General features: G+C 68.7%; 25 protein-coding genes and 1 riboswitch. Of the genes, 18 read left to right on the top strand and 7 right to left on the bottom strand.

Annotated elements, in window-relative coordinates:
* Positions 1-14: 14 nt before the first annotated feature.
* Complete coding sequence (locus N2K95_RS15120; RefSeq protein ID WP_260652215.1) at positions 15-971, bottom strand: D-2-hydroxyacid dehydrogenase family protein; 957 nt, start codon at positions 969-971, stop codon at positions 15-17.
* A 133-nt stretch (positions 972-1,104) separates the two neighbouring features.
* Here N2K95_RS15120 and N2K95_RS15115 point away from each other — a divergent pair, with 133 nt between their 5' ends.
* From N2K95_RS15115 to N2K95_RS15100, 4 genes are all read left to right on the top strand, one after another.
* Positions 1,105-1,305 carry a hypothetical protein gene (locus N2K95_RS15115; RefSeq protein WP_260652214.1) on the top strand — a complete coding sequence of 67 codons (201 nt, stop codon included), beginning with the start codon at positions 1,105-1,107 and terminating at the stop codon, positions 1,303-1,305.
* Between the two features lie 152 nt (positions 1,306-1,457).
* Positions 1,458-3,356 (top strand): FAD-binding monooxygenase, encoded by a 1,899-nt coding sequence (locus N2K95_RS15110; RefSeq protein WP_260652213.1) that lies wholly within the window; start codon positions 1,458-1,460, stop codon positions 3,354-3,356.
* A 109-nt stretch (positions 3,357-3,465) separates the two neighbouring features.
* Positions 3,466-4,170, top strand: a complete 705-nt coding sequence (locus tag N2K95_RS15105; protein ID WP_260652212.1) for a hypothetical protein — start codon at positions 3,466-3,468, stop codon at positions 4,168-4,170.
* Positions 4,171-4,220: 50 nt separating this feature from the next.
* On the top strand, positions 4,221-4,727 hold the full coding sequence (locus N2K95_RS15100; protein WP_260652211.1) for an ASCH domain-containing protein: 507 nt from the start codon (positions 4,221-4,223) through the stop codon (positions 4,725-4,727).
* Positions 4,728-4,732: 5 nt separating this feature from the next.
* On the opposite strand, the gene N2K95_RS15095 is transcribed toward N2K95_RS15100, so the two are convergent.
* On the bottom strand, positions 4,733-5,542 hold the full coding sequence (locus N2K95_RS15095; RefSeq protein ID WP_260652210.1) for an SDR family oxidoreductase: 810 nt from the start codon (positions 5,540-5,542) through the stop codon (positions 4,733-4,735).
* Positions 5,543-5,623: 81 nt separating this feature from the next.
* A complete protein-coding gene (locus N2K95_RS15090) occupies positions 5,624-6,361 on the bottom strand; it encodes an SDR family oxidoreductase (RefSeq protein ID WP_260652209.1) in 738 nt (245 codons plus the stop codon).
* A 113-nt stretch (positions 6,362-6,474) separates the two neighbouring features.
* On the opposite strand from N2K95_RS15090, the gene N2K95_RS15085 reads away from it, so the two are divergent.
* A complete protein-coding gene (locus N2K95_RS15085) occupies positions 6,475-7,407 on the top strand; it encodes an AraC family transcriptional regulator (protein ID WP_260652208.1) in 933 nt (310 codons plus the stop codon).
* Here N2K95_RS15085 and N2K95_RS15080 read toward each other — a convergent pair.
* From N2K95_RS15080 to N2K95_RS15065, 4 genes are all read right to left on the bottom strand, one after another.
* On the bottom strand, positions 7,404-8,747 hold the full coding sequence (locus tag N2K95_RS15080; protein ID WP_260652207.1) for an LssY C-terminal domain-containing protein: 1,344 nt from the start codon (positions 8,745-8,747) through the stop codon (positions 7,404-7,406). The two genes, N2K95_RS15085 and N2K95_RS15080, sit on opposite strands and share 4 nt — an antisense overlap.
* A gap of 7 nt (positions 8,748-8,754) precedes the next feature.
* Complete coding sequence (locus N2K95_RS15075) at positions 8,755-8,994, bottom strand: hypothetical protein (RefSeq protein ID WP_255791109.1); 240 nt, start codon at positions 8,992-8,994, stop codon at positions 8,755-8,757.
* 67 nt (positions 8,995-9,061) lie between these two features.
* Positions 9,062-9,559, bottom strand: a complete 498-nt coding sequence (locus N2K95_RS15070) for a GNAT family N-acetyltransferase (protein WP_260652206.1) — start codon at positions 9,557-9,559, stop codon at positions 9,062-9,064.
* Between the two features lie 144 nt (positions 9,560-9,703).
* Positions 9,704-10,084 (bottom strand): VOC family protein, encoded by a 381-nt coding sequence (locus N2K95_RS15065; RefSeq protein WP_260652205.1) that lies wholly within the window; start codon positions 10,082-10,084, stop codon positions 9,704-9,706.
* Positions 10,085-10,203: 119 nt separating this feature from the next.
* Positions 10,204-10,270, top strand: a riboswitch (guanidine-III (ykkC-III) riboswitch).
* Between the two features lie 10 nt (positions 10,271-10,280).
* Here N2K95_RS15065 and N2K95_RS15060 point away from each other — a divergent pair.
* The 13 genes from N2K95_RS15060 to N2K95_RS15000 all read left to right on the top strand — a co-directional run bounded on the left by N2K95_RS15060 (position 10,281) and on the right by N2K95_RS15000 (position 24,466).
* Complete coding sequence (locus tag N2K95_RS15060; RefSeq protein ID WP_255791106.1) at positions 10,281-10,595, top strand: DMT family transporter; 315 nt, start codon at positions 10,281-10,283, stop codon at positions 10,593-10,595.
* Between the two features lie 25 nt (positions 10,596-10,620).
* Positions 10,621-11,733 (top strand): LacI family DNA-binding transcriptional regulator, encoded by a 1,113-nt coding sequence (locus N2K95_RS15055; RefSeq protein WP_260652204.1) that lies wholly within the window; start codon positions 10,621-10,623, stop codon positions 11,731-11,733.
* Positions 11,730-12,680, top strand: coding sequence for a carbohydrate ABC transporter permease (locus N2K95_RS15050; RefSeq protein WP_260652203.1), 951 nt, complete (start codon positions 11,730-11,732; stop codon positions 12,678-12,680). Before N2K95_RS15055 ends, N2K95_RS15050 begins: the two co-directional genes overlap by 4 nt.
* Complete coding sequence (locus N2K95_RS15045) at positions 12,677-13,516, top strand: carbohydrate ABC transporter permease (protein WP_260652202.1); 840 nt, start codon at positions 12,677-12,679, stop codon at positions 13,514-13,516. Before N2K95_RS15050 ends, N2K95_RS15045 begins: the two co-directional genes overlap by 4 nt.
* A 46-nt stretch (positions 13,517-13,562) precedes the next feature.
* On the top strand, positions 13,563-14,858 hold the full coding sequence (locus N2K95_RS15040) for an ABC transporter substrate-binding protein (protein WP_260652201.1): 1,296 nt from the start codon (positions 13,563-13,565) through the stop codon (positions 14,856-14,858).
* A 69-nt stretch (positions 14,859-14,927) separates the two neighbouring features.
* Positions 14,928-16,103 (top strand): ADP-ribosylglycohydrolase family protein, encoded by a 1,176-nt coding sequence (locus tag N2K95_RS15035; RefSeq protein WP_260652200.1) that lies wholly within the window; start codon positions 14,928-14,930, stop codon positions 16,101-16,103.
* Complete coding sequence (locus tag N2K95_RS15030) at positions 16,094-17,503, top strand: ADP-ribosylglycohydrolase family protein (RefSeq protein WP_260652199.1); 1,410 nt, start codon at positions 16,094-16,096, stop codon at positions 17,501-17,503. The genes N2K95_RS15035 and N2K95_RS15030 overlap by 10 nt, the downstream gene beginning before the upstream one ends.
* A 22-nt stretch (positions 17,504-17,525) precedes the next feature.
* Positions 17,526-19,502: an SUMF1/EgtB/PvdO family nonheme iron enzyme gene (locus tag N2K95_RS15025; RefSeq protein ID WP_260652198.1), complete on the top strand. Its 1,977-nt coding sequence runs from the start codon at positions 17,526-17,528 to the stop codon at positions 19,500-19,502.
* On the top strand, positions 19,499-20,686 hold the full coding sequence (locus N2K95_RS15020) for a CaiB/BaiF CoA transferase family protein (protein ID WP_260652197.1): 1,188 nt from the start codon (positions 19,499-19,501) through the stop codon (positions 20,684-20,686). The genes N2K95_RS15025 and N2K95_RS15020 overlap by 4 nt, the downstream gene beginning before the upstream one ends.
* Positions 20,683-21,540, top strand: a complete 858-nt coding sequence (locus N2K95_RS15015; protein WP_260652196.1) for an HpcH/HpaI aldolase/citrate lyase family protein — start codon at positions 20,683-20,685, stop codon at positions 21,538-21,540. The genes N2K95_RS15020 and N2K95_RS15015 overlap by 4 nt, the downstream gene beginning before the upstream one ends.
* Positions 21,541-21,606: 66 nt before the next feature.
* The gene (locus N2K95_RS15010) at positions 21,607-22,293 is read left to right on the top strand and encodes an ABC transporter ATP-binding protein (RefSeq protein ID WP_260652195.1); all 687 of its coding nucleotides are present in this window, start codon (positions 21,607-21,609) and stop codon (positions 22,291-22,293) included.
* Positions 22,294-22,296: 3 nt separating this feature from the next.
* Positions 22,297-23,847, top strand: a complete 1,551-nt coding sequence (locus N2K95_RS15005; protein ID WP_260652194.1) for a DUF6297 family protein — start codon at positions 22,297-22,299, stop codon at positions 23,845-23,847.
* Positions 23,848-23,914: 67 nt separating this feature from the next.
* Entirely contained in the window at positions 23,915-24,466 is a 552-nt protein-coding gene (locus tag N2K95_RS15000) for a dihydrofolate reductase family protein (protein ID WP_260652193.1), read from the top strand.
* The last annotated feature ends 33 nt before the right edge of the window (positions 24,467-24,499 follow it).

The raw sequence follows: 24,499 nt of genomic DNA, 5'->3' as shown, positions 1-24,499 counted from the left end.
AACGTCCGCGGCGGCTACAGAGTCCGGATCGGGGTGCCTGCCAGGAACGCGGAGATGTCCTCCACCGCCTGCGGAAAGAACGTGCGGTAGTTCCGCTCGGTGACGTAGCCGAGGTGCGGGGTTGCCAGGACGTTGGGCAGGCCGCGGAACGGGGAATCCTCGGGCAGCGGCTCTTCGGCAAACACGTCCAGCCCGGCGCCGGCAATCATCTGCTGCCGTAACGCATGGAGCAGTGCGGGCTGGTCGACTATCCCGGCCCGGGAGGTGTTGATCAGGAAAGCGTCCGGCTTCATCAGCGCCAGCTCCCCGGCCCCGAGCAGCCCGCGCGTCCGGTCGCTCAGCACCAGATGGACGGACACGATGTCGGACGCCGCCAGCAGCGCTTCCTTGGAGGAAGCGAGCCGGGCTCCGGCGGCTTCGGCACGTTCGGCGGTGAGATTCTGGCTCCAGGCGAGGACCTCCATCCCGAACGCCGCGCCTACCCGTGCAACCTGTGAGCCGATTTTCCCCAACCCCAGCAGCCCGAGCGTGGCGCCGTGCAGATCGGTGCCGATGGTCTGCTGCCAGGGTCCGCGGTCCCGGAGGGCGGTTGCCTCCGGGACCAGATGCCGGGAGAGTCCCAGGATCAGTGCCCAGGTCAGCTCTGCGGGCGGGGTCGAATTGCTGGCCGTCCCGCAGACGGTCACGCCCTGCTCCCGGGCTGCCGGCAGATCGATCGAGGCGTTGCGCGCCCCGGTGGTCACCAGCAGTTTCAGGCGGGGCAGCCGGGCAAGCAGGGTCGCCGGAAAGGGGGTGCGCTCGCGCATGACGACGACGACGTCGAACCCGGCCAGGCGTGCGGCGACGGCGTCCTCGTCGGCCAGGTGGTCGGAGAAGACGGTCAGCTCCACCTGATCAGCCAGCTGTTCCCAGTCAGCGAACCGGGTTGCGGCTTGCTGATAATCGTCGATCACTGCGCATGTAACAGTCATGAACTCTTCCCTGCCGGCGGTTGGCCTGATGGGCACCAAGCTACCGTGCCCGGCTGCAACCACGGGCACGCTGCCGCTCCGGCGGCATATCCCCTTAGTTGACAGGAATCCGCTCCCGCTGAATATTGAAGCAATGAGCACCTCAGCGAAAACCCCGGCCTTTGCAGCGATTTTCCTCGCACTGATGGGTACGGGAATTTCCTTTTCGAGCGTCGCGGTTTCTCCGCTTCCGATTCGAATCGCCATGATTGCCCTCGCTTTGCTGCTGGTGGCCGCAGCGGGAGCATTCGTGGGGATTGCCGTGTCCCGGCTCCGGCAGGCCGAGGGGGAGTGACACCGGAAAAACGCACCGCGCGGTCCTGCTTGTGACGCGCGTCATGTCTCCGGTACGGTGACTAGACCACCGGCGGTTCGACTATCGAACGTTCTGTTCAAATAACGAACACGATCGGCGGGCACCTACGGCACAACGAAGTGAGGACCCCCGTGCAGTTCCACCATCACGGTTACGTATCCGGCGACCCCCGCATCGAGCCGGCGGCCGGCACCGGTATCGACCGGCCCGCCGACCTGCCCGACAAAGTGGACGTGCTGATCGTCGGCTCCGGTCCCGCCGGGATGCTCACCGCCGCACAGCTGTCACAGTTCCCGAGTATCACCACCCGCATTGTGGAGCGCCGGGACAGCCGCCTCGCGATCGGCCAGGCGGACGGCATCCAGGCCCGCAGCGTGGAAACCTTCCAGGCCTTCGGATTCGCCGAGGAAATCACCTCCGAGGCCTACCGCATCACCGAAATGTGCTTCTGGCGTCCGGACCCGGAGAACCCGGAGAACATCGTGCGCTCCGGCCGCGCCCTGGATGATCCGGCCGGGATCAGCGAATTCCCGCACCTGATCGTCAACCAGGCCCGCGTGCTGGACTACTTCGCCCGGTTCATGGCCAACTCGCCCACCCGCATGCGGCCCGACTACGGCTTCGAGTTCCGCAGCCTGAAGGTCGACGACGACGCCGAGTACCCCGTCGCCGTCACCCTCCTGTCCACCGCCGGCCCGGATGAGGGCACCGAACGCACGGTTCGGGCCAAGTACGTGGTGGGCTCCGACGGCGCCCGCAGCAAGGTCCGCGAATCCATCGGCGCCACCATGGCCGGAGACAAGGCGAACCACGCGTGGGGCGTCATGGACGTCCTGGCCAACACCGACTTCCCGGATATCCGCACCAAGTGCGCCATCCAGTCCTCCAACGGCGGCAGCATCCTGCTCATCCCGCGCGAGGGCGGGCACCTGTTCCGCATGTACGTGGACCTCGGCGTTGTGCCCGAAGATGACAACGGCGCCGTCCGGAAGACCTCCATTGACCAGATCATTGCCAAGGCCAACGGCATCATGGCCCCGTACACCCTCGATGTCCGCAACGTCGCCTGGCACAGCGTCTACGAGGTGGGCCACCGGCTCACCGACCGGTTCGACGACGTCCGCACCGAGGATCTCGGCACCCGGACTCCGCGCGTCTTCATCACCGGCGACGCCTGCCACACGCACAGCGCCAAGGCCGGTCAGGGCATGAACGTCTCCATGCAGGACGGTTTTAATCTGGGCTGGAAGCTCGGCCACGTGCTGGACGGCCGCAGCCCGGAAACCCTGCTCTCCACCTACTCGGCCGAACGCCAGGTGGTCGCGAAGAACCTCATCGACTTCGACAAAGAGTGGTCCACGCTCATGGCGAAGAGGCCCGAGGAGTTCGAGAACCCCTCGGACCTGGAGGACTTCTACGTGCGCACCGCCGAGTTCCCGGCCGGGTTCATGACCGAGTACACCCCCTCCGTGCTCATTGCCGAACCTCGGCACCAGAATCTGGCCGCCGGGTTCCCGCTCGGCAAGCGCTTCAAGTCCGCACCCGTGCTGCGCGTCTGCGACACCAACCCGGTGCAGCTGGGCCACCAGGCGCGGGCGGACGGCAAGTGGCGGATCTACGTCTTCGCCGACGCCGCAGCCGCCGGCACCCCGTCGCCGGTCACCGAGCTGGCCGAATGGCTGGACACCGCGCCGGATTCCCCGCTGGCGGCCACGCCGGAAGGCGCGGACCGGAATGCCTGGTTCGACGTGAAGGTGATCTACCAGCAGGACCACACGGGCATTGACCTCGGCGCCGTGCCGGCGGTGTTCAAGCCGCAGGTCGGACCGTTCCAGCTCGACGACCTGGCGAAGGTCTACGGCGCGGACCCGACCGCCGACATCTATGAGCAGCGCGGAATTTCCCGGAACGGTGCCGTGGTGCTGGTCCGCCCGGACCAGTACGTGGCCAACGTGCTGCCGCTGACGGCCACCGCCGAGCTCGCCGGGTTCTTCGCCCCCCTCCTGCCGGCCCGCCAGCCGCAGGCGTAACTCCTTTTCCACGTACGACGACGGCGGCGCCCCAGGTGCCGCCGTCGTCCCGCGCTAACGGCGGCAGGGCTGGCAGACTGACCCGTATGGGCCCATCCGAAAGGCACCAATGAGCTATACGCAGTACCCCATGCCCAGTCCTCCCAAGAAGGCGCCTACACTCGGACCGGTTGGAAAGACGGCCATTGCAGTGACCGCTTTCCTGCTGGTTATGGCCGTAGTGGCGGTCGGAGTCTTCATCGCGAGGGGTGGACTCGGGTATCAGGACCGTGATTGGGAAGACAAGGTGGACTCCATTACCGACTCCCTGCTCCCGATGGTGTCCGGCGAGGTGGACGACCCCCACGGCGACGAGTTCGATGAGTTCTGGAACGACCCGGCGATGAATACCCCGGAGGCCACCGCCCTCACGGCCGCGGTGACAGCTCAGTGGGAGTCTCACTTCCGCACCTACCAGCTTCAGGCGCAGGGATACCTGTCCAAGATCGAGGACGCGGACGCCAAGGCGAGGGCCCAAGAGAAGATGGACCAGCTTAACCGTGCGTTTGCCAACGACCGACCGGCGCGTGGAAAGGTGGTCATCTTCGAGGACCTGTCCCCGTTCCTCTCTGCGAGTTGCGACCCGGACGACAGCGACAAAGACCTGATCAAGTTCGACTCCTCCGGGAACCCCCAGCCACAGTTCACCAATCGCAACACGGCGGCCGGTACTTGGCCTTCGGACCCCGATTTTGAAGCGCAGGTTAAGCCCCTGATCATGAAGGCGTACCCGGAGATGTATGACGCTTGGCTCTCCGAGCGTTGTAGCAAGTAACCCTGGGCCGAATGGCTGCTGGACGCGCCAGGGCTGGCAGACTGACCTGTATGGACAGTTCCGACCCTTCCGAAATCACGCCCGACTTCGACGCCGCCGCCCTGTTCTGGGACGACTACGCACTGGCCTTCCCGGCCCAGGCAGCAGCCGACGGCGAATACAACGTGGAGACCTTCGGCGACTCTCCGGCCATGGCCGATGAACTGCTGGCCCTGGTTATGAGCGGCCGCAAACGCGCCACGTCTTCGCTGGTCTCGGAGTACGTGGACGAGGGCTCGCAGCTGCCGCGGATCGGCATCCACTGGATTGTCTGCGACAGCACAGGAGCGCCGCGGGTGGTCCTGCGGACCGTGGAATTGAAACTGGGCAGCTTTGCCGACGCGGATGAGGCTTTCGCCCGGGACGAAGGTGAAGGCGACCTCAGCCTGGAGTCCTGGCGGCGGGAACATCAGAAGTTCTGGGAACGCAGTGCCGCCGCGCGCGGAACCACCTGGTCCGAGTCCGAGGAGATCGTGTTCGAACGCTTTGAGGTCGTCTGGCCCGCCGGCGCGCCTTAAACGGTTCAGCCGCGCCGGAAACCGCCCTCGGTGCTGATCGTCTGGCCGACCACCCAGCGGCCCTCGTCGGACACCAGCCAGGCGATCAGCCGCGCCGGATCATCAGGGGCGCCGAAGCGGCCGCCCGGGAAAGCGGACCCCACGTCGTCGAGGACTTCCAGCGGACGGTCGGCCGTCTCCGCATCAAGATAGCCGGTGTTGACCGGCCCCGGATTGACGGTGTTGAGCAGGATCCCGCGGTCGGCGAGGTCTGCGGAAACCGAGGGAGTGATGCCGGCGAGGGCGGCCTTCGACGCGGCGTAGGCAATTTCGCCGGGCATCGGGCCCAGCAGCTGTCCGCTGGTGAACCAGATGACCCGTCCGCCCGCACGTCCGTCGTGCTGGTCGGCGAAGCGGGCGGTGGCCAGCAGCACCGAGCGGGCGTTGACGGCCCAGTGTGCGTCCAGCATGGCGGCATTCTGCGCCTGCAGGGGACCGTCGCCGCCGCTGCGGGCGTGGTTGCAGATCAGGATGTCCAGGTGCCCGAGGGCTGCCGCGGCGTCGTTAATCAGGGCGTCGGGGGCATCGGGTGCGGAGAAATCATGTTCGCCGTGGGCAAGCCGGGCGCCGGGCTGCAGGCGTGCCCGCAGCAGGTCCATCACTGTGTCAACGTCCTCGGCGCCCCAGGGCTGTTCGGCGTCGTGCGGTGCGAAGTGCTGCAGATACAGGCTGGCGCCCATGTCCGCCAACCGTGCGGCGACGGCGAAGCCAATGCCCCGGCGGCGGCTCACGCCGGTGACGACGGCGGTGCGTCCGGTCAGGGGAGGTGTTGTCATCGGGCCATGCTAACGGTCGCCGGTGCCCGTGCCCCGCAGGCCGGTCGGTTGGCCCGACCGGCCGGCAGCGGCGCAGGCCGCTTACCAGGGCAGGGAGCCGTCCTCATCGCTGAAGGTGCCGGTGGGTCCGTTGGCCGGGACGGTTGCCATCCGGACGGCAGCCCGAGCCCCCTGCCGCGGCGTACGTGTTCCCCGGAAACCGTTCAGATCGGTGGCAACAAACCCCGGACAGACCGCATTCACCAGGATGCCTTCGGGAGCCAGCCCCTTCGCATACTGCAGTGTCAGGGAGGTCAGGGCCGTTTTGGACGGGGCATACCCGGCGGCGATCGGGTCCGTAGTGGCCGGATCGGATACCGCGGCCAGGGATCCGGCCACGCTGGAGACGTTGACAATCCGCGGGGCCGCGGAGAGGCGCAGCAGCGGCAGGAAGGCCGCGGTCACGGAAATGACACCGAAGAAGTTGGTCTCAAAGACCGACCGGATTTCGTTCACATCGGCCGAGCCCGGCTGCTGGGCAGCAAAGCTGACTCCCGGCGTCGCCACAATCCCGGCGTTGTTCACCAGGGCATCCAGCCGCCCGAAGCGGCGTTTGACCTCGTCCGCCGCGGCCGCCACCGAGGCCGGATCGGTGACATCGAGGACGACTGCGACGGCGTCTCCGCCCTCCGCGCGTACCTCCGCGGCGGCCCGCTCACCGGCGTCGGCGTTCCGTGCCGCTACCACCACCGTGTGGCCGAGGGCTGCCAGTTGGCCGGCGATCTGTCTGCCGATGCCCTTGTTGGCGCCGGTGACGAGGGAAATCATGCTGTCATTCATGAGACTCCTAAAGAAATGCAGCCCACCCGGCCGGGCAGGCACTCCAAGTCTGACCGCCGGAGTTTGTACTTGGAATAAGGAAAAGTCCGTATTTTTTGCTCTAGAGTACAAATATGATGGACGACCGGTTATCGGAAGTGCTCGACCTTATAGAGGTCAGGAGCATTATTTCGGGCAGCGCTGCGGTGTCCGGGCGGTGGGAAACCGAAAGCAGCATCGATGAGGACCTAAAGTTCTTCGCGGTCGTGCAGGGCAGGATGCACCTCTCTACGGACGGGCCGGGTATGCCCCTGGTCCTGGAGGCCGGCGACGTTGCCCTCCTCAACGGCCGCCGCTGGCTCAAGCTGGAGGGCGGCAGCGGGGACACCTCGCCGCTGCGCCTGGAACCGCCAGCCAGCGGAACGTTTGTCCGGGTGGGGGAGGGTGCGCCGGGCACCGAGGACATCGTCATCGGCGGCCGGGTGGCTGTGAACGCCACCGGCAGGGAACTGCTCCTGCAGGCCCTGCCGCCCGTGGCGCACATCCGGTCGGGAACCGCAGCCGCCCCACACCTGCATGATTTGATCGACCGGCTGTTCACGGAGGTGGCCGGCCGGCGGATGGGATCGGCGTTTGCTGTCCGGCAGTACGGGCAGCTGCTGCTGGTGGACGTGCTTCGGGCGTTTGTTGAGGACGCTGACCTGCCTCAAGGATGGCTGAAGCTGCTCGCCGACGAACGGCTCCGGCCCGCCCTGGCACTCATCCACGCCCAGGGGACCCGGCCGCCGAGTCTGGAGGAGATGGCCGGCGCCGTGGCTATGTCGCGTACCGCTTTCACGGAACGGTTTAGGGACGTTGCCGGCACGCCGCCGCGGTCCTACCTGAACAACTGGCGCATGCTCCGGGCCCAGCGGGAACTGCGGTCCGGCGACATCCGGATCCGGTCGCTGGCACTTGACCTGGGGTTCTCCTCCGAGAGTGCGTTCAGTACGGCTTTCAAGCGCAGCGTTGGGGAATCGCCCCTGCGTTACCGGTCCCGGGTGCGTGCGCTGCAGGCGGCGGACTAGCGGGGCGGACCGGCGGCACCCGCGCTCGGGGCGGGGTCCGGCGGACGACGACGGCGGGGGCGGGAGCGCGCGTAGATCCTCGCCCCGTCACTCGACAGGGCGAGGATCAGCAGGACGTCGAAGGCGTAGCCGAACAGGTTGGTCCGCAGTGCGGCGTCGGGCCCGGCGGACACGGCTGCTATCTGCACGGCAATAGCGATGGAACTCAGCGACATTGCCGTAACCCGGGCGAAGTTGCTGCCCCGCAGAATGAGCACGGCCAGCACGGTTTCCACCCCGGCGAACACGGTGAGAGAAACGCTGGTGGGAGCGTAGGCGCTGCCCAGCTCGGCAAGGCCGCGGCTCTGTGTGCCCAGCAGGTTAATCACCAGGGAAACATCGGTCACGTGCACGAGGAAGGGTGCCGCCACCGCCAGGGCAGCAAATCCGCGCAGCAATACAAGGACCGTGCCGAAGATGACGGGTGCCGGCGGCCGTTCCCGGCGGGCGGCCGCGGCGCCCGCGGGGACGGCCGGGCCGGTCTCCGGAAGGTTGCCCAGGTCGGCTACCGGAAGGTCCCCATCGGTGACAATCGAGTCCCCGCCGCCGTTGCGGGAGTGGTAGCCGGTGGAGAAGTTCTTGATCACTTCCACGGACACCTCCGGAGAGGAATCCCGAATCGAGTCGATCAGGTAGTCCCGTTCGGCGTCGATATTCTCGCCGACCCGGTGTGTGACCTGCAGGGTGAACAGGGATAAACCGACGGCACGGTCAAAGGACGCGGCACCCAGCCAGTCCGCGGCGATGCCGCCGGGGAGCATCCAGCCCTCGGGGCAGCGCCAGAAACGGGCATGGTGGCGCTGCCGCGGGTTGCCGTGCATTTCCTGCTCGTAGGCAAAATCCTGCTGCCGGTCGAACAGGAGCAGGGGGCTGACCGGGGCATGATCGTAGCTGCGGTGCAGCAGGGTGGAGGAGACAATTCGCCAGCTGCTGGCCAGGGTCACCGGGTCCGCGAGGTGCCAGCCGGCCTTTTCCAAGGCGCCCCGCAGCTGCGCTTCACTGCCCAGAAAGGCCAGGTTGACGGCGTCGCCGAACAGCCCCGCATTGGTGCGGGTGCGGCCCATGAAGTAGTTGGGAATGAAAATCTGCGTCAAGACCCGGTCCAGGCGCGGCAGCACCAGGTACGCCAGCGCGGCCCAGAACACTACCAGGAACCAGATATGCCGCTGCTGCAGGCTCTCCTCCAGCAGCAGCACGGCGAACCAGGCTGCACCGATGCCGCTGAACGTGAAGAAAGCCCAGTCGACGGCGGTTGCCGCCGGCCCGCCGTCGGGCTCCGCTGCGGTGCCCCGCTGGGTCATCCGGACGTCATAGCCCCGGCATTTCGCCGTTTGCCCGAGCCTCGATCCAGTCCACGGCGGCGTCCGGCAGGAAGTAGGCGCCGCTGCCGTCGGAAGCCATGCCGCGGCTGCGGGAGATGTCCTCCACCACCCACGCCTCCACCGCGTCACCGTTGTTGGCGGTCAGCCACTCGCGGGACTCGGACGCGAGCATCGGCCACCACTCGGCAATGCCCAGGTCATCGCGCTCAAACTGTTCATCGGTCATGGCTAAAACTCTGGCACTTTCACCTCTGCTGGTCGACGGTCTGCACCAACCTGCCGGTCCGGCCCTGTTATTCGCTGCCCGGGGCAGCGGCGAGCACATAGCGGCGCACCTGCCCGCCGTCGTCGTCCTGCTGGAGCACGCCGCCCACCGCTTCAAGCGTCCGGACCGAGGCGCGGTTGCCTGCCGCGGAGACCGCCAGCACCTGCGACATCCCGAGCCTGCGTGCCTCGTCGAGCATGGCTTCCACCGCCCAGGCCGCCACTCCGCGGCGGCGGGCGGAGGGGCGAATTCCGTAACCCAGGCGCCCGGCACGCGGTACGGCCTCATGCTCCTCGTGCCGCAGGGCGATCCCGCCCAGCACCCGGCCGTCCTCGGTGATCCACCGGTAGGTGCACCGGGTATCGGCGGCGAGCCGGTGCAGCCAGGCATCGAATCCGGCCGGAGTTTCGACGTCGTCGCCGGGCAGGAGCCCGAAGCCGTCTTCGTGGAGGCCCGGACCCCACTCGAGGTGTGCCTCGCGCCAGGCATGATGCCAGGCGGCGTCGGGGCTGATCAGTTCGGGCATGGGGTCACTGTAGTGGCTCCCCGGGGAGGGTGCGCTGCATCGAAAGTGCACAACTTACCGATTTTCAGCCGAAAAACGGTAACTACTGCACTTTCGATTCCGGAAACGGTAACTACTGCACTTTCGTCGCAGCGAGAGGTGCTGTTACTCGTTGGGGGCTCTATCAGTCCATATGCCGAAGGACACCCCGCATGAATCTTGGAACGTTGCGAACCAGCGGTCATTGCCGCCGAGGTCAGTTCTGCTTCGTTCGACCTGGCCGCCGAGCTCTCGGACTCGTGAGAGGAAGCCTTCGAGGTCATCAGTTTCGAAATAGACCCGGGTTCCGGCCGTAGGCGCTGTTCCTTCGGTTGCGCGTTGAAGACCGCCAATTCCCGACTCGCCGCTTCTGATGATCCAGTAGCTCGCGTCGAGCTCTGAATCCTCGAATGCGGGGGCGAACGTCCAACCTTGGAGATCGCAATGGAACGACATGAACTTCTCGGGGGCTTCGGTCTCAACTTCCCACCAGACGATGTTCACCATGGAGGCATGCTAGCGGACGGCCAGCGGTCTTGGTGCCAAGGTCTACTTCAGCCCGCGCTCCGCGTTTTCACCCGCCGCGAAGCCAGGTTGCCCCCGAAAACCGGACGTGCGACCGTGGAGGGGAGGCCGCGACACGGTCTCCCGGACGAGGGGTGCCGTACCCGGTGTGCGACAAGACGGCCCATGGGAGATTGTCATGTCATGGATTGTTCTGGTGTTGTCCGGCGTTCTGGAAGCGGTCTGGGCCACGGCTCTGGACAGGTCGCAGGGATTCAGCCGGTTCTGGCCGTCGGCCATCTTCGTCACCGCCCTCATTGCCAGCATGGCCGGGCTCGCCTACGCCATGCGGGAACTGCCGCTCGGTACCTCGTATGCGGTCTGGGTGGGCATCGGCGCCACCCTCACCGTGGTCTACGGCATGGCCACCGGCGCGGAATCCGTATCCCTGCTGAAGATCCTGTTCCTGGCCATGATTGTCGGCGGCGTGGTCGGACTGAAAACCCTGCACTAGTTGACACCGCCGTAAACCCGGTGGCATGGTGGTCTGGCTCACAGCTGGAAACGTTTACAACACTCAAAGGGGAGCGTTGGTCCGGGTCACCATCACACAGGTCGCCGCGCATGCCGGCGTTTCCGTGGCGTCCGCTTCACGGGCGCTCAACGGACAGGCCGCGAGCGCCAAGACCGTGGCGAAGGTGCAGCACGCCGCTGAGGAACTCGGTTATGTGGCGGACGCGACGGCGCAGTCGCTGAAGCGGGGCCGCACGAACCAGCTCGCCTATGCCGTCGCCGACATCGGCAACCCGGTCTACATCGAGATGATGACCGCGATCGAACGCGTCGTCTCGGCGTCCGGCTACCGGCTGGTGATGTCGTCCACGGGCACGTCTTCCTCATCCGTCGACGTGGTGCGCGATCTCGGCCGCGGATATGTCGACGGCATGATCCTCTCGCCGCTCCGCGTCACGGATGAACTCCTCGCGGTACTCGCCAAGGCACCGGTGCCGGTGGTCGTTCTCGGACGGTTGCCCGACGACGCCAGCCTCGACACCGTGCCCGCGGACTCCTTCACGGCCATGCGGCTTGTGGTGGAACATCTCGTCGCGGAGGGACGGGGCGACATCGCCTTCGTGAACGGGCCCAGCGACACCACCCCGGGCGCCTTCCGCCGCGACGGATTCGCTGCGGCGGTGGTGGCGCACCCGGCCATCTCGGCGCGCAGCGTCGACGCCGACGACTTCACGATCACGGCCGGGTACGCCGCCGCACGCCGCGCCCTGCATGACGACCACCGCCCCGACGCCATCGTTGCGGCGAATGACCTGATCGGCATCGGCGCCATCCGGGCCGCGGAAGACCTGGGCCTGGCCGTCCCCGGAGACATCACCGTCACCGGCGTCGACAACACGGAACTGGCGGGCGTCATCCGCCCGGGCCTCACGAGCGTCGACCTCGGTGCCGAAGAGCGCGGTCGGGTTGCGGCGGAGCTGCTGCTCGCCCGCATCGCGGAACCGGAACGCCCGGCCCACACGGTCGCCGTCGCCCCCGCGCTGGTGGTCCGCGGGTCATCCCATGCGCGCAGCCCGAACCCGGCCGGAACACCCGATTCCGAAGCACCCGACCTCAACAACGAGAGGCCAGCCCGATGAGCACCGCCACGAAAACCAGGCGCGAGGCGGAGGAGACGCCGCGCGCCGTGAAGCGGGTCGGTCACCGCGCCCGCGCGCAGCGGCGCGAAGCCATCGTCCTGGTGATTCCCGCACTGCTTCCCATCATCATCTTCTCCGTCATTCCGCTCGTGAGCGGCGTGGCCTTGGGCTTCACCGATGCCACGCTGGGCCGGAACGCCGAGATCAACTTCATCGGCTTCGGGAACTTCATCGAGCTCTTCGGCGACAACCGTTTCTGGGGCTCGTTCGGCATCGGCGTCGTGTGGGCCGGGGCGGTCGCGCTCCTCACGCTCGTCTGTGCGATGGGACTGGCGCTGCTGCTCAACAGCGATCTCCGTCTGAAGGGCCTCACCCGGGTCCTGGCACTGATCCCCTGGGCGATGCCGCCGGTGGTCATCGCCATCGTGTGGCGGATGATCTACAACCCCAACTCGGGGCCCCTCAACGGTGCGCTCGAAGCGGTGGGCATTCCCGGGGTCAACTGGCTCGGGGACTTCTCCACCGCGCTGCCCGCCGTCATCGTGGTGGGCGTCTGGGCGGGCATCCCGCAGACCACCGTGCTGCTGCTGGCGGGCATGCAGTCCATTTCCACCGAGCAGCATGAGGCCGCGGCGGTCGACGGCGCCGGAGCGTTCCGCCGGTTCTGGCACATCACTCTCCCGGGCCTTCGCCCCATCATCCTTGCCGTGACCGCCCTGGACTTCATCTGGCAGTTCAATTCCTTCGGCCTGATCTATGTCCTGACCGAAGGCGGCCCCGGCGGCCGCACCATGATTCCGCCGCTGTTCACCTACCTCGAAGCCTTCCGCAACCGTGAAATCGGCTACGCGTCGGCGATGGGCGACGTGCTCGTGATCGCGATCCTGCTGATCCTGTCGCTGTACCTCGTCAACCAGTTCCGCCAGACCAAGGGAGCACGTTCATGACCACCAGACGCCCCTGGTACGCGACGGCGCTGATGTACGTCGCCCTCGCCGGGTTCCTCTTCTTCCTGGGGTTCCCGCTGCTGTGGCTGCTGTCCGCGTCCTTCAAATCCTCCGGAGAGCTGAACTCCCTGGCCGTCAACCTTCTGCCCGCCGAATGGGATTTCAGCAACTACCGTTCCGCGCTGGAACGGCAGAACCTCCTGCCCGCCGCCGGCAACTCGCTCCTGGTCTCAGTCGCGACGATGGTCATTACCGTGCTGCTGTCGATGCCGATGGCCTACGCCCTCGCCCGCCTCAAGGGGCGGCTGCGCGCCGCCGGCACGGTCTGGATCCTGACCAGCCAGGTCTTTCCGTCGATCCTCATCATCATCCCGCTGTTCCTGGTGCTGCGCTCGATCCAGCTCAATGACACTCTGTTCGGCCTGATCCTGGTGTACGTCACCTTCACCCTGCCCTTCACCCTGTGGATGCTGCAGGGCTACGTTGCCGCGATACCGACCGAACTCGAGGAGGCCGGAGAGATGGACGGAGCGTCGCGCATGACGATCCTGCGGACGATCATCCTTCCGCTGCTCGCACCGGGACTCGTCGCGACGGCCATGTTCACCTTCGTCTCGGCATGGAACGAATTCTTCCTCGCCCTCGTCCTGCTGCAGAGCCCCGAGTTCTACACGCTTCCGATCGCGCTGCGCTCGTTCCTGGGCGCGGAAGGGCAGATGCAGCTCGGCCCGCTGGCGGCAGGAGCGATCCTGGCGACGATTCCGTCGCTCATCATCTTCACCCTCCTGCAGAAAAAACTTACCGGCGGAATGCTCGCCGGCGCAGTCAAAGGCTGACCCTGCACTAACCACTCAACGCTTCACCACTGAGAAAGCGAGCATCATGAAGAGAATCCGAGGCATCGGCGCCGTCGCGTTTGCGGGCGCGGTCGCCCTTGCGCTGACCGGTTGCCAGCAGGGCAGCGCCAGCAACGGCTCGGACAGCGAGGGTGACGGCGCCGTCACCCTCCAGTTCCAGTCGCTGTCCGACCAGCCCGCGACCCAGGAAGCCGTGAAGACGATCGTCGACACCTGGAATGCGGAAAACGAGGACGTCCAGGTCGAGATCGTCCAGGCTGGATGGGACGGGACGTTCGACAAGCTCATCACCCAGTTCGCCGGCGGAACCGCACCGGACATCATCCACTACGAGGCCAGCTCCATCGTCTCCTTCGCGTCCGACGGCTACCTCGCCGATCTGACGGACCATATCGACGCCGACCTGAAGTCGGACATTTCAGAGGGCGTCTGGGATTCCGTCACCCAGGACGGGGAAATCATCGCGTACCCGTCGACGCTGCAGTCCTACATGGTCTTCGCCAATGCCGACCTCCTTGAGGCCGCCGGGGTGGAGGTGCCCAGCGGCGAGACGATGACGTGGGAGGAGCTGCAGGAGATAGCCCGGGCAACAACCACGGGCGGGAACTACGGCCTGGGCTGGGGTCTCGCGTCGCCGACGGCGGCGATGATGAGCCTCTCGCTCGGCTTCGACGGCGGGTTCTTCGACGGCGAAGGCGCCGAGGCATCGATCGAGGTCGGCGACGGTGAGCTTGCCGTGCCGGAACTCATCCACGAGATGGCCTACACGGACAAGTCGATTGAGCCCACGTCGCTGACGCAGTCCGGCTCGGACGTGCTGGCATCGTTCTACGGCGGCAAGGTGGCCATGACCGTGCAGGGTTCCTTCCAGGCCGCGAACATCGCCGCCGATGCCCCCGAGGGCTTCAACTGGGTGGCGCTGCCGCCGCTGGAGGGCTCAGCCGGTGCCATTCAGGCGGCCAATCCGCAGACTTATTCGGTGAACGTCGATTCCGAGTATGTGGAGGAATCGGCAGAGTTCCTCAACTTCTTTATGAACGGTGAGAACCTCGCCTCCATCGCCTACGCCGACGCGCTGATCCCCTCGTCCGGCTCGGCCCGCACCGAGGTGGAGACCCTGGCCGCGGATGACCCGGCCTGGACCCAGGTGCTGGCCTCCGGCGAAGGACTCGAGGGACCGCCGTTCCTCAAGGTGGAGAAGTACACGGAGTGGAAGGACACCATCGCGACCCCCGCGTACCAGCAGTACCTGGCCGATCAAATCACCAGCGAGGAGCTGTCGGCCCAGCTCTCCGACGGCTGGACGGATATCGCGGGCTGATGTTTCGGGGGCGGGCCGACGGTCCGCCCCCGAACCGTCGGCACTCTCAGAGGCAACCGAGGAGTGGGAATGAACCTGTTGCGGGACCGGGTGGCCGGGGTGCTTGCAGGCGCTGCCGTCGGAGATGCCCTGGGCGGTGCGACGGAGGGCTGGACTCCTGAGCAGATCGAGGAGCGCCACGGCGGCCGGGTCGAGGGAATCGTGGGCCCCTTCCTCGCCGACTGGAAAACCGCACGGCCCATCGCGCCGTACCACAAGGGCGACGGGCACATCACGGATGACACCCTCATGACCCATGCCCTCGTGGAGGTGTACGCCAAGCGGCGCCGCCACCTCGACGCCTACGACGTCGCCGGCGATCTGGTGCCGCTGATGATCGGCGAACGCCGCTGGGTCCCCGAACTCGAAGACTCCGCACTGATCCTGCAGCGCGTTTTCCTGGCGGAGAAATGGATCGTCGCGAAGCTGCACTACGGCCATGCGGACCCGCGCGAGGCCGGCGTGGGCAACATCGTTAACTGCGGCGCCACCATGTATATGGCGCCGGTCGGGCTCGTACACATCGGCGACCCGCGCGGTGCCTACGCCGAGGCCATCGACCTCGCCGGCGCCCACCAGTCCTCCTACGGGCGCGAGGCCGCAGGGGTGTTCGCGGCGGCGGTGGCAGCATCCGCCGCCCCCGGGGCCACCGTCGCCCACGTGCGCGAAGCCGTGCTGGAGCTGGCCCACGACGGCACCGCCGCAGCGATCCGCGCCGTCTTCGACGCCGTCGATGCCTTCCTTGCCGACGGCGGATCGGAGGACCCGCGCGACGTCGCCCGGACCGTGCGCGCCGCCGTCGCACCGTTCGACACCGTGGGGGACCACTACCGGGCCCCGGCAATGGACGCCCGCCTGCCCTCGCGCACCAAGTCCATTGAAGAGCTGCCCGTGGCGCTCGGCTTCGTGGCGGCCCGCGGCGGGAACCTGCGGGCGTCGGTGCTCGACGCCGTCAACTACGGCCGCGACGCGGACTCCATCGCGGCGATGGCCGGGGCCGTCTGCGGCGGACTGCACGGGATCGACGCCGTGCCCCCTGACTGGCTGGCCGACGTCACATCCGCCAGCCGCCTCGATCTCGACGCAGTGGTGAGCGTAATGACGGAGGTGGTGCGCGACGTGGCGAAGGCCGACGCGGACCGCGCCGAGCAGCGGGCCGCGGCACTGCACTCACTGCTCGGAAGGGAGGACGCGGCATGCGACTGACCTGGGCGCAGCCGGAGGACCTGGTCGCCGGCGAGCTGACCGCACTCCGCGAGCAGGGCGTTGCGGAGAGCGGCATCGCGCCGATCGAGCAGCGGTGGACGGACGCCGGCGGACCGATCCGGCCCGCGCCGTCCGGGGCAGGCGGCATCCCGGCCCCGCCCGCGATGCGCGTCCTCGCCCGCACCCTGCTTGATGAGCTGCAGGCACTGCAGGTGCCGAGCGCGGAGGAACCGGACGAGTGGAACGACATCGCCGCCCTGCTCCCGCCGCCCGCCCCGGCCGCACCGCCGCCGCCCGCCCCGGCCGCGCCACCCGGCCCGGCCCCGGCGGCATCCGTGTCCTTCGGACGGGTGCACGGGGCCTGGCTGGGCCGGGCGGCGGGCTGCCTGCTGGGAAAGCCCGTGGAGAAGATTCCCCGCGAAGGGATCGAACAGCTCGCCCGGGCCGCCGGGAACTGGCCGATCCACACCTATTTCACCGCGGCAGGGCTCTCCCGGGACCTCGCGCAGCGCTGGCCCTGGAACCGCCGCTCCGCCCCGACGTCGCTGGCCGAGAACATCCACGGCATGCCCGAAGACGACGATCTGAACTTCGCCATCCTCGCGCTCGAGCTGATCGAGACCCACGGCAGGAACCTGACGACGGAGCACATCGCGGCCGCCTGGCTGGCGGAGCTGCCCGCAGGGAGGATCTTCACCGCCGAACGCGCCGCCTACCGGAACCTCCTCGACGCCCGGATCATCCCCGACACGGCACGGCACCACAATCCGTTCCGTGAATGGATCGGCGCGCTCATCCGCGCCGACGTCCACGGCTGGGCACATCCCGGAGATGCCCGCGCCGCCGCCGCCTCGGCCTGGACCGATGCCCGGCTCAGCCATACCCGCAACGGCATCTACGGGGAGATGTGGGCCGCGGCTCTCTGCTCCGCCTCCCTCACCGAGACCACCGCCGACGCCGCCCTGGACGCCGCCGATGCCGTCCTGCCGCCGGCGTCGCGCCTCGCCGCCGCGGTGCACCTCGGCCGGGGGACCGGCCGGTCCCTGGCCGAAGGCTCACTGACCGCTGCTGCCGCACTCGACGTACTCCACACGGAGTTCGCCGGGATGCACTGGGTCCACACCCTCAACAACGCCGCACTCGCAGCCTGCGCGCTCCAGGCCTACGGCGGTGACTTCGACGCCGCCGTTGCGCTCGCCGTCGCGGGCGGATGGGACACCGACTCGGTCGGCGCGACCGTCGGGTCCGTCGTCGGCGGGCTCCTGGGCGCCGGGGCGATCGACGAGGCCTGGACCGCTCCGCTTCAGGACCGCATCGCCACCTCCCTCCCGGGCGGGGCGGAGCGGTCCATCCACGAACTGGCCGAACGGACCCTCCGGTTATCCCAGGGAACGTTATGACCGCCATCGAAAGGACGAACGCATGAGTGGTGGGTTCGACCCCCTGCGGCCCCGCGAATTCGACCTGCCCACCCGGGTGCCGCTCGAGACGGATCTGGCGGTCGGGGATGCGGCACTTACCCTCGACGACGCGAAGATTTTCGCAGCTCCGGCCGACTTCGGCGACCTGGCCCGGTGGCGTGCCCAGCTCACCGCGTGGCGGAACGGCGCGTGGGCCCGTCACCTCGGTCCCAGCCGGTACGACGACGGCGCGTCCGCCTGGGCGAGCCGGTGCTTCGCCGTGGCGCAGGTCTGGCTCTGGGACGAGCTGTTTTTCGACTTCGAAGCGCAGCGGTTCACGCCCGGGCGTTTCCTTGCCGACGCCCGCGGGCGCTTCGGCGGCCTTGACGGCATTGTGCTGTGGCACGCCTATCCGGTCATCGGCATCGACAACCGCAACCAGTGGGACTTTTACAACGTGCCGGGCCTTGCCGACGCCGCCGCAGAACTGCGCGCCGCCGGCGTCGCAGTGTTCCTGGCCTACATGCCGTGGGACACCGGAACGCGCCGCGGCGGCGACGACGCCACTGAGCTCGCGGCGGCTGTACGCCGGATCGGTGCGGACAGCGTTTTCCTCGACACGCTGAAGAAGGCCGACCGGACGCTCGTCGAGGTCCTGGATGCTGCACGGCCCGGCATCGGCCTGGAGGGCGAATCAAAGCTCACGACCGGCCGGATCGCCGACCACACACTGTCCTGGGCGCAGTGGTTCGCCGACTCCGAAACCCCCGGGGTCCTTCGCGCGCGGTGGTTCGAACGCCGTCACATGCAGCACCACATCCGCCGCTGGCACCGGGACCACGCCGAAGAACTGCGCTCGGCCTGGCTCAACGGCGTCGGCATTGTGGTGTGGGAGGTCGTCTTCGGTTCCTGGGTCGGCTGGAATGACCGTGATGCCGCGACGCTGCGCCGCATGCTTCCCGTCCAGCGCGGATTCCACCGCTGGCTGGTGGAGGGCGAGTGGACGCCGCTCACCGTCACCACGGCCCCGCTCGTCGGGTCGACCTTCGAGCTGGACGGCGCCACACTGCTGCTGCTGGCGAACACGTCCGGCTCGGACGCCGAGTACCGGTTGGCCGGCAGTGGCTGGGCACCGCTGCACGCCGGCGACACCGCAGATACGGTCACCGTGCCCGCGAACGGAATAGCCGCTGCGGTGCGGGTTCGCACCGGCGCCGCGGTCCCCGCGGAGATCGGCAGGGTCCAGGCCGCCCTCGCCGGCGAACCCGCCCAGCACGATGCGTCCTTCAGGCACCGCTCCGCCCGGCGGATGAGCGCGCCGCACCGGACCGGTGCGGCCGCACCGGCCTCCCTGCCCGCGGCTACGGTTCGGCCCGTGGACACGGCGGCGGTGACGGTTCCGCCCGGCCGGTACACGCTGACCGTGCGGTTCCGGATGCGGGAGACCGGCATGTATGACGGCGCACCCTACGTCGACGAGTGGAAGCCGCTGTCCCCCCGGCTTCACGACCAGCGCACGCTGGACCGGTCCGTCGTGATTCCACACCCGGTCCGGGTGGCCGCGGCCGAAGTGAGCGAGGCCGAGTACGCGCGTTTCCTGGACGCCATCGGCGAGCACACGGAGGCCCGCGACCCCGAGCGTCCGGCCACTAAGGTGACGTTCGCCCGGGCCCGCGAGTATGCGGCCTGGGCCGGAGGACGCCTCCCCTCGGAGGACGAGTGGCAGCTCGCGGCCACCCGGCCGGGCTTCGTCCGCCGCACCCCGGAGGTGTGGAACTGGACCGAATCCGAGCACTCCGACGGCCGTACGCGTTTCGTCATGCTTAAAGGCGGCAGCGCCTACCGCTGCGAGGGGTCGAACTGGTACTTCGACGGCGGAGTGCAGCATCCGGAGTTCAGCGCGAAGCTGCTGCTGCCCGGACTCGGCCTGGACGCGTCCACGTCGATCGGTTTCCGCATCTGCACCGACCCGGCCACTGACGAAGGGGAAACCGGATGAATCCGCTCAACGGCCTGCGGGTGGTGGATGCCTCCACCCTGTTTGCCGGCCCGCTGGCAGCGATGCACCTGGGCGACATGGGTGCCGACGTCGTCAAGGTCGAGCATCCAAACCGGCCGGACCCGGCACGCGGCCACGGACCGAGCAAGGACGGGCAGAACCTCTGGTGGAAAACGCTCGGCCGCAACAAGCGCACCGTGGCCATCGACCTGCACACGGAGGGCGGACGTGACGCGTTTCTGCGCCTGGCCCGGACCGCGGACGTGGTGATTGAGAACTTCCGTCCCGGCACGCTCGAACGCTGGGGGCTGGACTACGCCGCCCTGTCCGCGGACAACCCCGGGCTTGTTCTCGCCCGGGTCACCGGGTTCGGGCAGATCGGCCCGTATCGACACCGACCGGGATTCGGCACGCTGGCCGAGGCAATGAGCGGCTTCGCGTCCTCCACCGGCGAACCGGACGGGCCGCCCACGCTTCCGCCGTTCGGGCTCGCCGACGGCGTCGCCTCCCTGGCGACCGCCTACGCGGTCATGGTCGCCCTGCACGCCCGGGACCGGGACGGCAGGGGTCAGGAGGTCGACGTCGCAATCATCGAGCCGATCCTCGCGATGCTCGGTCCGCAGATCACGCGCTGGGATTCGCTGGGCACTGTGCAGCCGCGCACGGGCAACCGCTCGGTCAACAACGCGCCGCGCAACGCCTACCTCACCGGCGACGGGGCCTGGGTGGCGGTGTCGACGAGTGCACAGTCCATCGCCGAGCGCGTCGTCGCCCTCGTCGGCCGTCCCGACCTCGCCGACGAGCCGTGGTTCGCCACCGGCGCCGACCGCGCCGAGCACGCCGCCATCCTCGACGACGCCGTCGGCTCGTGGATCGCCCGGCATTCCCGCGACGAGGTGATCGCCGCGTTCGAAGCGGCGGACGCTGCCGTCGCGCCCATCTACGACCCCTCGGACATCGTTGCCGATCCGCAGTTCAACGCGCTCGGAACCATCCACCGCATCAAAGACGCGGACCTGGGCGACATCGCCATGCAGGGACCGCTGTTCCGGATGTCGCGGGATGAGGCGACGATCGCCTTCACCGGGCGGGCACCCGGCGCGGACACGGACGCCGTGCTGGCCGACCTGGGGTACTCGGCCGGCGAAATCGCCGCGCTGCGCGGAGACGGAAGCATCGGATGACCCGGCCCATCATGGTTGCGCTCTACGCACCCGCGGACCGTCCCGAGCGGTTCGGGAAGGCGCTGCGCGCGGGGGCGGACGCGGTCATCGTCGACCTCGAAGACGCCGTGGCCGCCGCCCGCAAGGTGGAGGCCCGTGCGGCGCTGAAGGACTTCGCGGCGTTGTGGGAGGCCTCCGGCGCGGCCGCACCCGCGGTCCAGGTGCGGGTGAACGCTCTCGGATCCTCAGCGCACGACGCCGACCTGGCTGCGGTAGCAGAGCTCCCTCCGGCCTTCGGGGTCCGGCTGCCGAAGACGCAGTCGACCGACGACGTCGCCGCCCTTCGCGCCGCGCTGCCGGGGCGTGAGGTGCACGCACTGCTCGAATCGGCGCTGGCGGTCGAGCGGGCCTTCGAGATTGCCGGCGCAGGGGTGGCCTCGATCGCGACCGGAGAAGCGGACCTGCGTGCCGAACTCGGGGTTCCCGCCGGCCCGGCCGGAGAGGCGGGTCTGGCCTGGTCGCGCAGCCGCATCGTTAATGCCGCGGCCGCTGCAGGTCTGCCCGCCCCGCTGATGGCGGTGTACGCCGACGTCGTGGACGCCGCCGGACTGGAAGCCAGCTGCCGCACCGGCCGCGGCCTCGGCTTCGGCGGGCGCACCGCCGTGCATCCGCGCCAGCTCGGCGTCATCCGCCGCGTCTTCACCCCGGGTCCCTCGGAAGTGGCCCGGGCACAGCACATCGTCGACCGCGTGCAAACCGCCGCAGCCGACGGCACCGGCGCCTTCGTGCTGGCGGACGGCACCTTCATCGACGTCGCCATGGTGCGCGCCGCCGAGCGGGTCATCGCCCTGGCCGGGAGGGAACCGGGTTTGTGACGCGGGGCCGTCATCGGGCTGAAGTCGCTCCACCCGGAGGCCTTCCCGGCCCGCTAGATTAGGGCCATGACTGCTCCGGGGGCCGTGCTCGAGATTTCGAATCTGCTGGTGGGGTACACCGGGGCGCCCGTGTGCGGCGCCATCACCGCGCATGCCGATGCGGGGGAGATCCTCGGCGTCGTGGGCTTCAACGGCGCCGGCAAATCCACCGCCGCCCGCACCATCGCCGGGAAGCAGCTGATGCTGGACGGCGAGGTGCGCGTGCACGGGCTGCCCGCCAACGAGGACGCCATCCCGTTCCGCCGGCAGGTGGCCGCCCTCTTCGACGAGGACGCGTTCTTCCCCTCCCTGTCGCTGCGGGAACATCTGCAGCTGGTCGCCCGCGGCCACGGCGTCGCGGACCCGGATGCCGCCGTCGACGCGGAACTGGACTTTTTCGGCCTGCAGGAGCGCGCAGGCGCCGTTCCGGAGTCCGTCTCCTCCGGCCAGCGCCGCCGGCTGCTGCTCGCCTCGGCCCTGATCCGGCCCTCCTCCCTGCTGATCCTGGACGAACCCGAGCAGCGCCTGGACCCGGTGATGCGCGAACGGGTGGGGGAGCGGATCCGCCGGTACGCCGACGACGGCGGCACGGTCCTGCTCGTGACCCACGACCCCGCGCTGCTCCTGGCCATCGCCGGACGCTGCCTGCTGATCGATGACGAGGTGCGGGAGATCGAACCGGCCCTGGCCGCCACCGAGATCGCGGGCCGGTAACCCGTGGCCCGGACCGAAGCGTCTGCCGATCCATTACCCACGGAGTTCAATCCGGCCCGCTATACGCGCGTTGCCTCGCGGGACATTCGCCGCGGCAGTGTCCGTGTTCGGGATGTGCTGCTGGATGCCTATGCCACACTGCTGGGCGTCGGGACCATCCTCGCCCTGGCCGGGGGACTGGTGCTGGCGATGCGGAACGAGGTCGCGAAGGCCCTGGGGGCCGGTACCGGCGGCCGCCGCACCGTTGTGACCGCGGAATGGACCGCCCTGCCAGACGGTGCCGCGGCGACCGTGCTGCTGTTCGCCGCGCTGGCCGCCGTGATGGCGGGGGCGCGGAAGCTCGGGCCGGTGGCCGTCGCGTCGGCCGAAGGGTACTGGTGGCTGAGCCTGCCTGTGGAGCGGCGTCCGTTTCTCGCGGGAGGGCTGCTCCGCCGGGTGGGCCTGGTCTGGGCTGCGGGTGCGGTCCTGTATCTGCCGGTCGGCTTCATTACGGATCTGGCGGCAACGGTGGAAGGGCAGTTCCTCGGCGCTGCCGTCTTCGGCTTGGCCGCGGTCTGCGCGCTGCTGCTGGCGGCCCTGCGGCAGTCTGCCGGGAACGGTTTTCCGGCGGGAGCGTCGGGTGCGGTCGGCGGGCTGGTGCTGCTGGCCCTGCTGAGTTTCCTGCCCCGGAGAGCCGCGGCCGGGGAACTGGAGCCTGCCGCCGCGGCGTTGGCCGCCGTCGTCGGACTGGGAGTGCTGGTGTTTACGCGGATGGGTGCGATCCCGGGCCGGGAACTGATCCGCGGCGGCGGGGTGTCCGGGCATGCCGGTGCCGCGCTGTACCTGATGGACACCAATGAGCTGGGACGGGCGTTCGCCGGGACGCCCGGAAGGACGTCTTCCCGTGCCCGGCGCTGGTACGCGAAGGGCGCGCGCACCCCGTTCGGTGCGCTGCTGCGGGCCGATGCCACCGCGTTCCTGCGCACCCCGGGGATCTGGGGGCGGCCCGTGCTGCTGCTCCTGCTGTGCGTTGCCGTGCTGCTTACCGCCGGCCAGCAGCCGGCGCCGCTGCAGCTGGTCATCATCCTGCTAACCGTCTGCGCGGTGGTTCCGGCCCCGGGTGCCCTGGCCCGGCAGACCGCCATCACCCCGGGCCTGGACGCCCTGCTGCCGCTGTTCCCGGCACTGGTCCGGCTGAGCCGGACGGTCCTGCCCGCCGCCGTCCTGGCGCTCTGGTCCGCGGTGTTCTGCGCCGTCCTGGTGCTGCTGGGCACGGGCACTCCGGCGTTGATCGGGCTTGGTGCGCTCGCCGGGATCGGGTTCGGCGCCGCGGCGGTGCGGGGTGCCTACCGTCCGCTGCCCGACTGGTCCGCTCCGCCGGTGGAGACCGTCTTCGGGCCGGTGCCCACCGCGCAGACCGGATCGCTGGCGCAGGGGCTGGACACCATTCTGCTGGCCGCGGTGCCGCTGCTGCTGGGCCTGTTCCTGGGCTACGTTCCCGTGGTGCTGCTCCTGGCCCAGGCGGGCTTTTCCGCAGTCTGCGTCCTGCTGGTGATGTACTCGCGGCCGAAGTAGGACCGCCGCACACCCCTGCGTTCCGGAACCCTTGTGCCGCGGGAAGACCCGGGGGTTGAGTGAAGGGATGGGATCCCTGATGTACTCCATGAACTGCTCACTGGACGGATACAGCGCCGACGCTGACGGTAACTTCGCCTGGCTGGAGCCGACCGAGGATTTTCTTGTTTCACATTCCGAGGACCTGGAGGACGCGGCCGCCGTGCTCTACGGGCGGCGGATGTACGAAACCATGGCCGTCTGGGAAACCGATCCAGCCTTGGCCGGAGGGCCGCCGGGGACGGACCGGTTCGCGGCGGCCTGGACGGCGGTGCCCAAGGTGGTGTTTTCCTCCACACTTCCGGAGGTTTACACCGGCCGGACCACCCTGGAACCTGCCCTGACCCGGGAGGCCGTGGAGCGGGCCAAGGCCGCGGGAAACGTGACGATCGGCGGTCCGGAGCTGGCCAAGAGCGCTATGCGGATGGGCCTGGTGGACGTTGTGTCGCTGGTGATCTGTCCGGTCATTGCCGGCGGCGGCACGCGGGCCCTGCCCGACGGGTTGCCGCTGAATCTTCGCCTGCTGCGGGAACAGCGCCTCGACAACGGGGGAGTCCGGGTGACCTACGCCGTGGTCTAGGCGGTGCTTCCTGCGCGGCGGCCTGCGCGGCGC

It is taken from the genome of Arthrobacter zhaoxinii, assembly GCF_025244925.1.
Classification (GTDB): domain Bacteria; phylum Actinomycetota; class Actinomycetes; order Actinomycetales; family Micrococcaceae; genus Arthrobacter_B; species Arthrobacter_B zhaoxinii.
The sequence above is the reverse complement of the archived record's forward strand: the minus strand, read 5'-3'. Positions and strand labels throughout refer to the sequence as shown.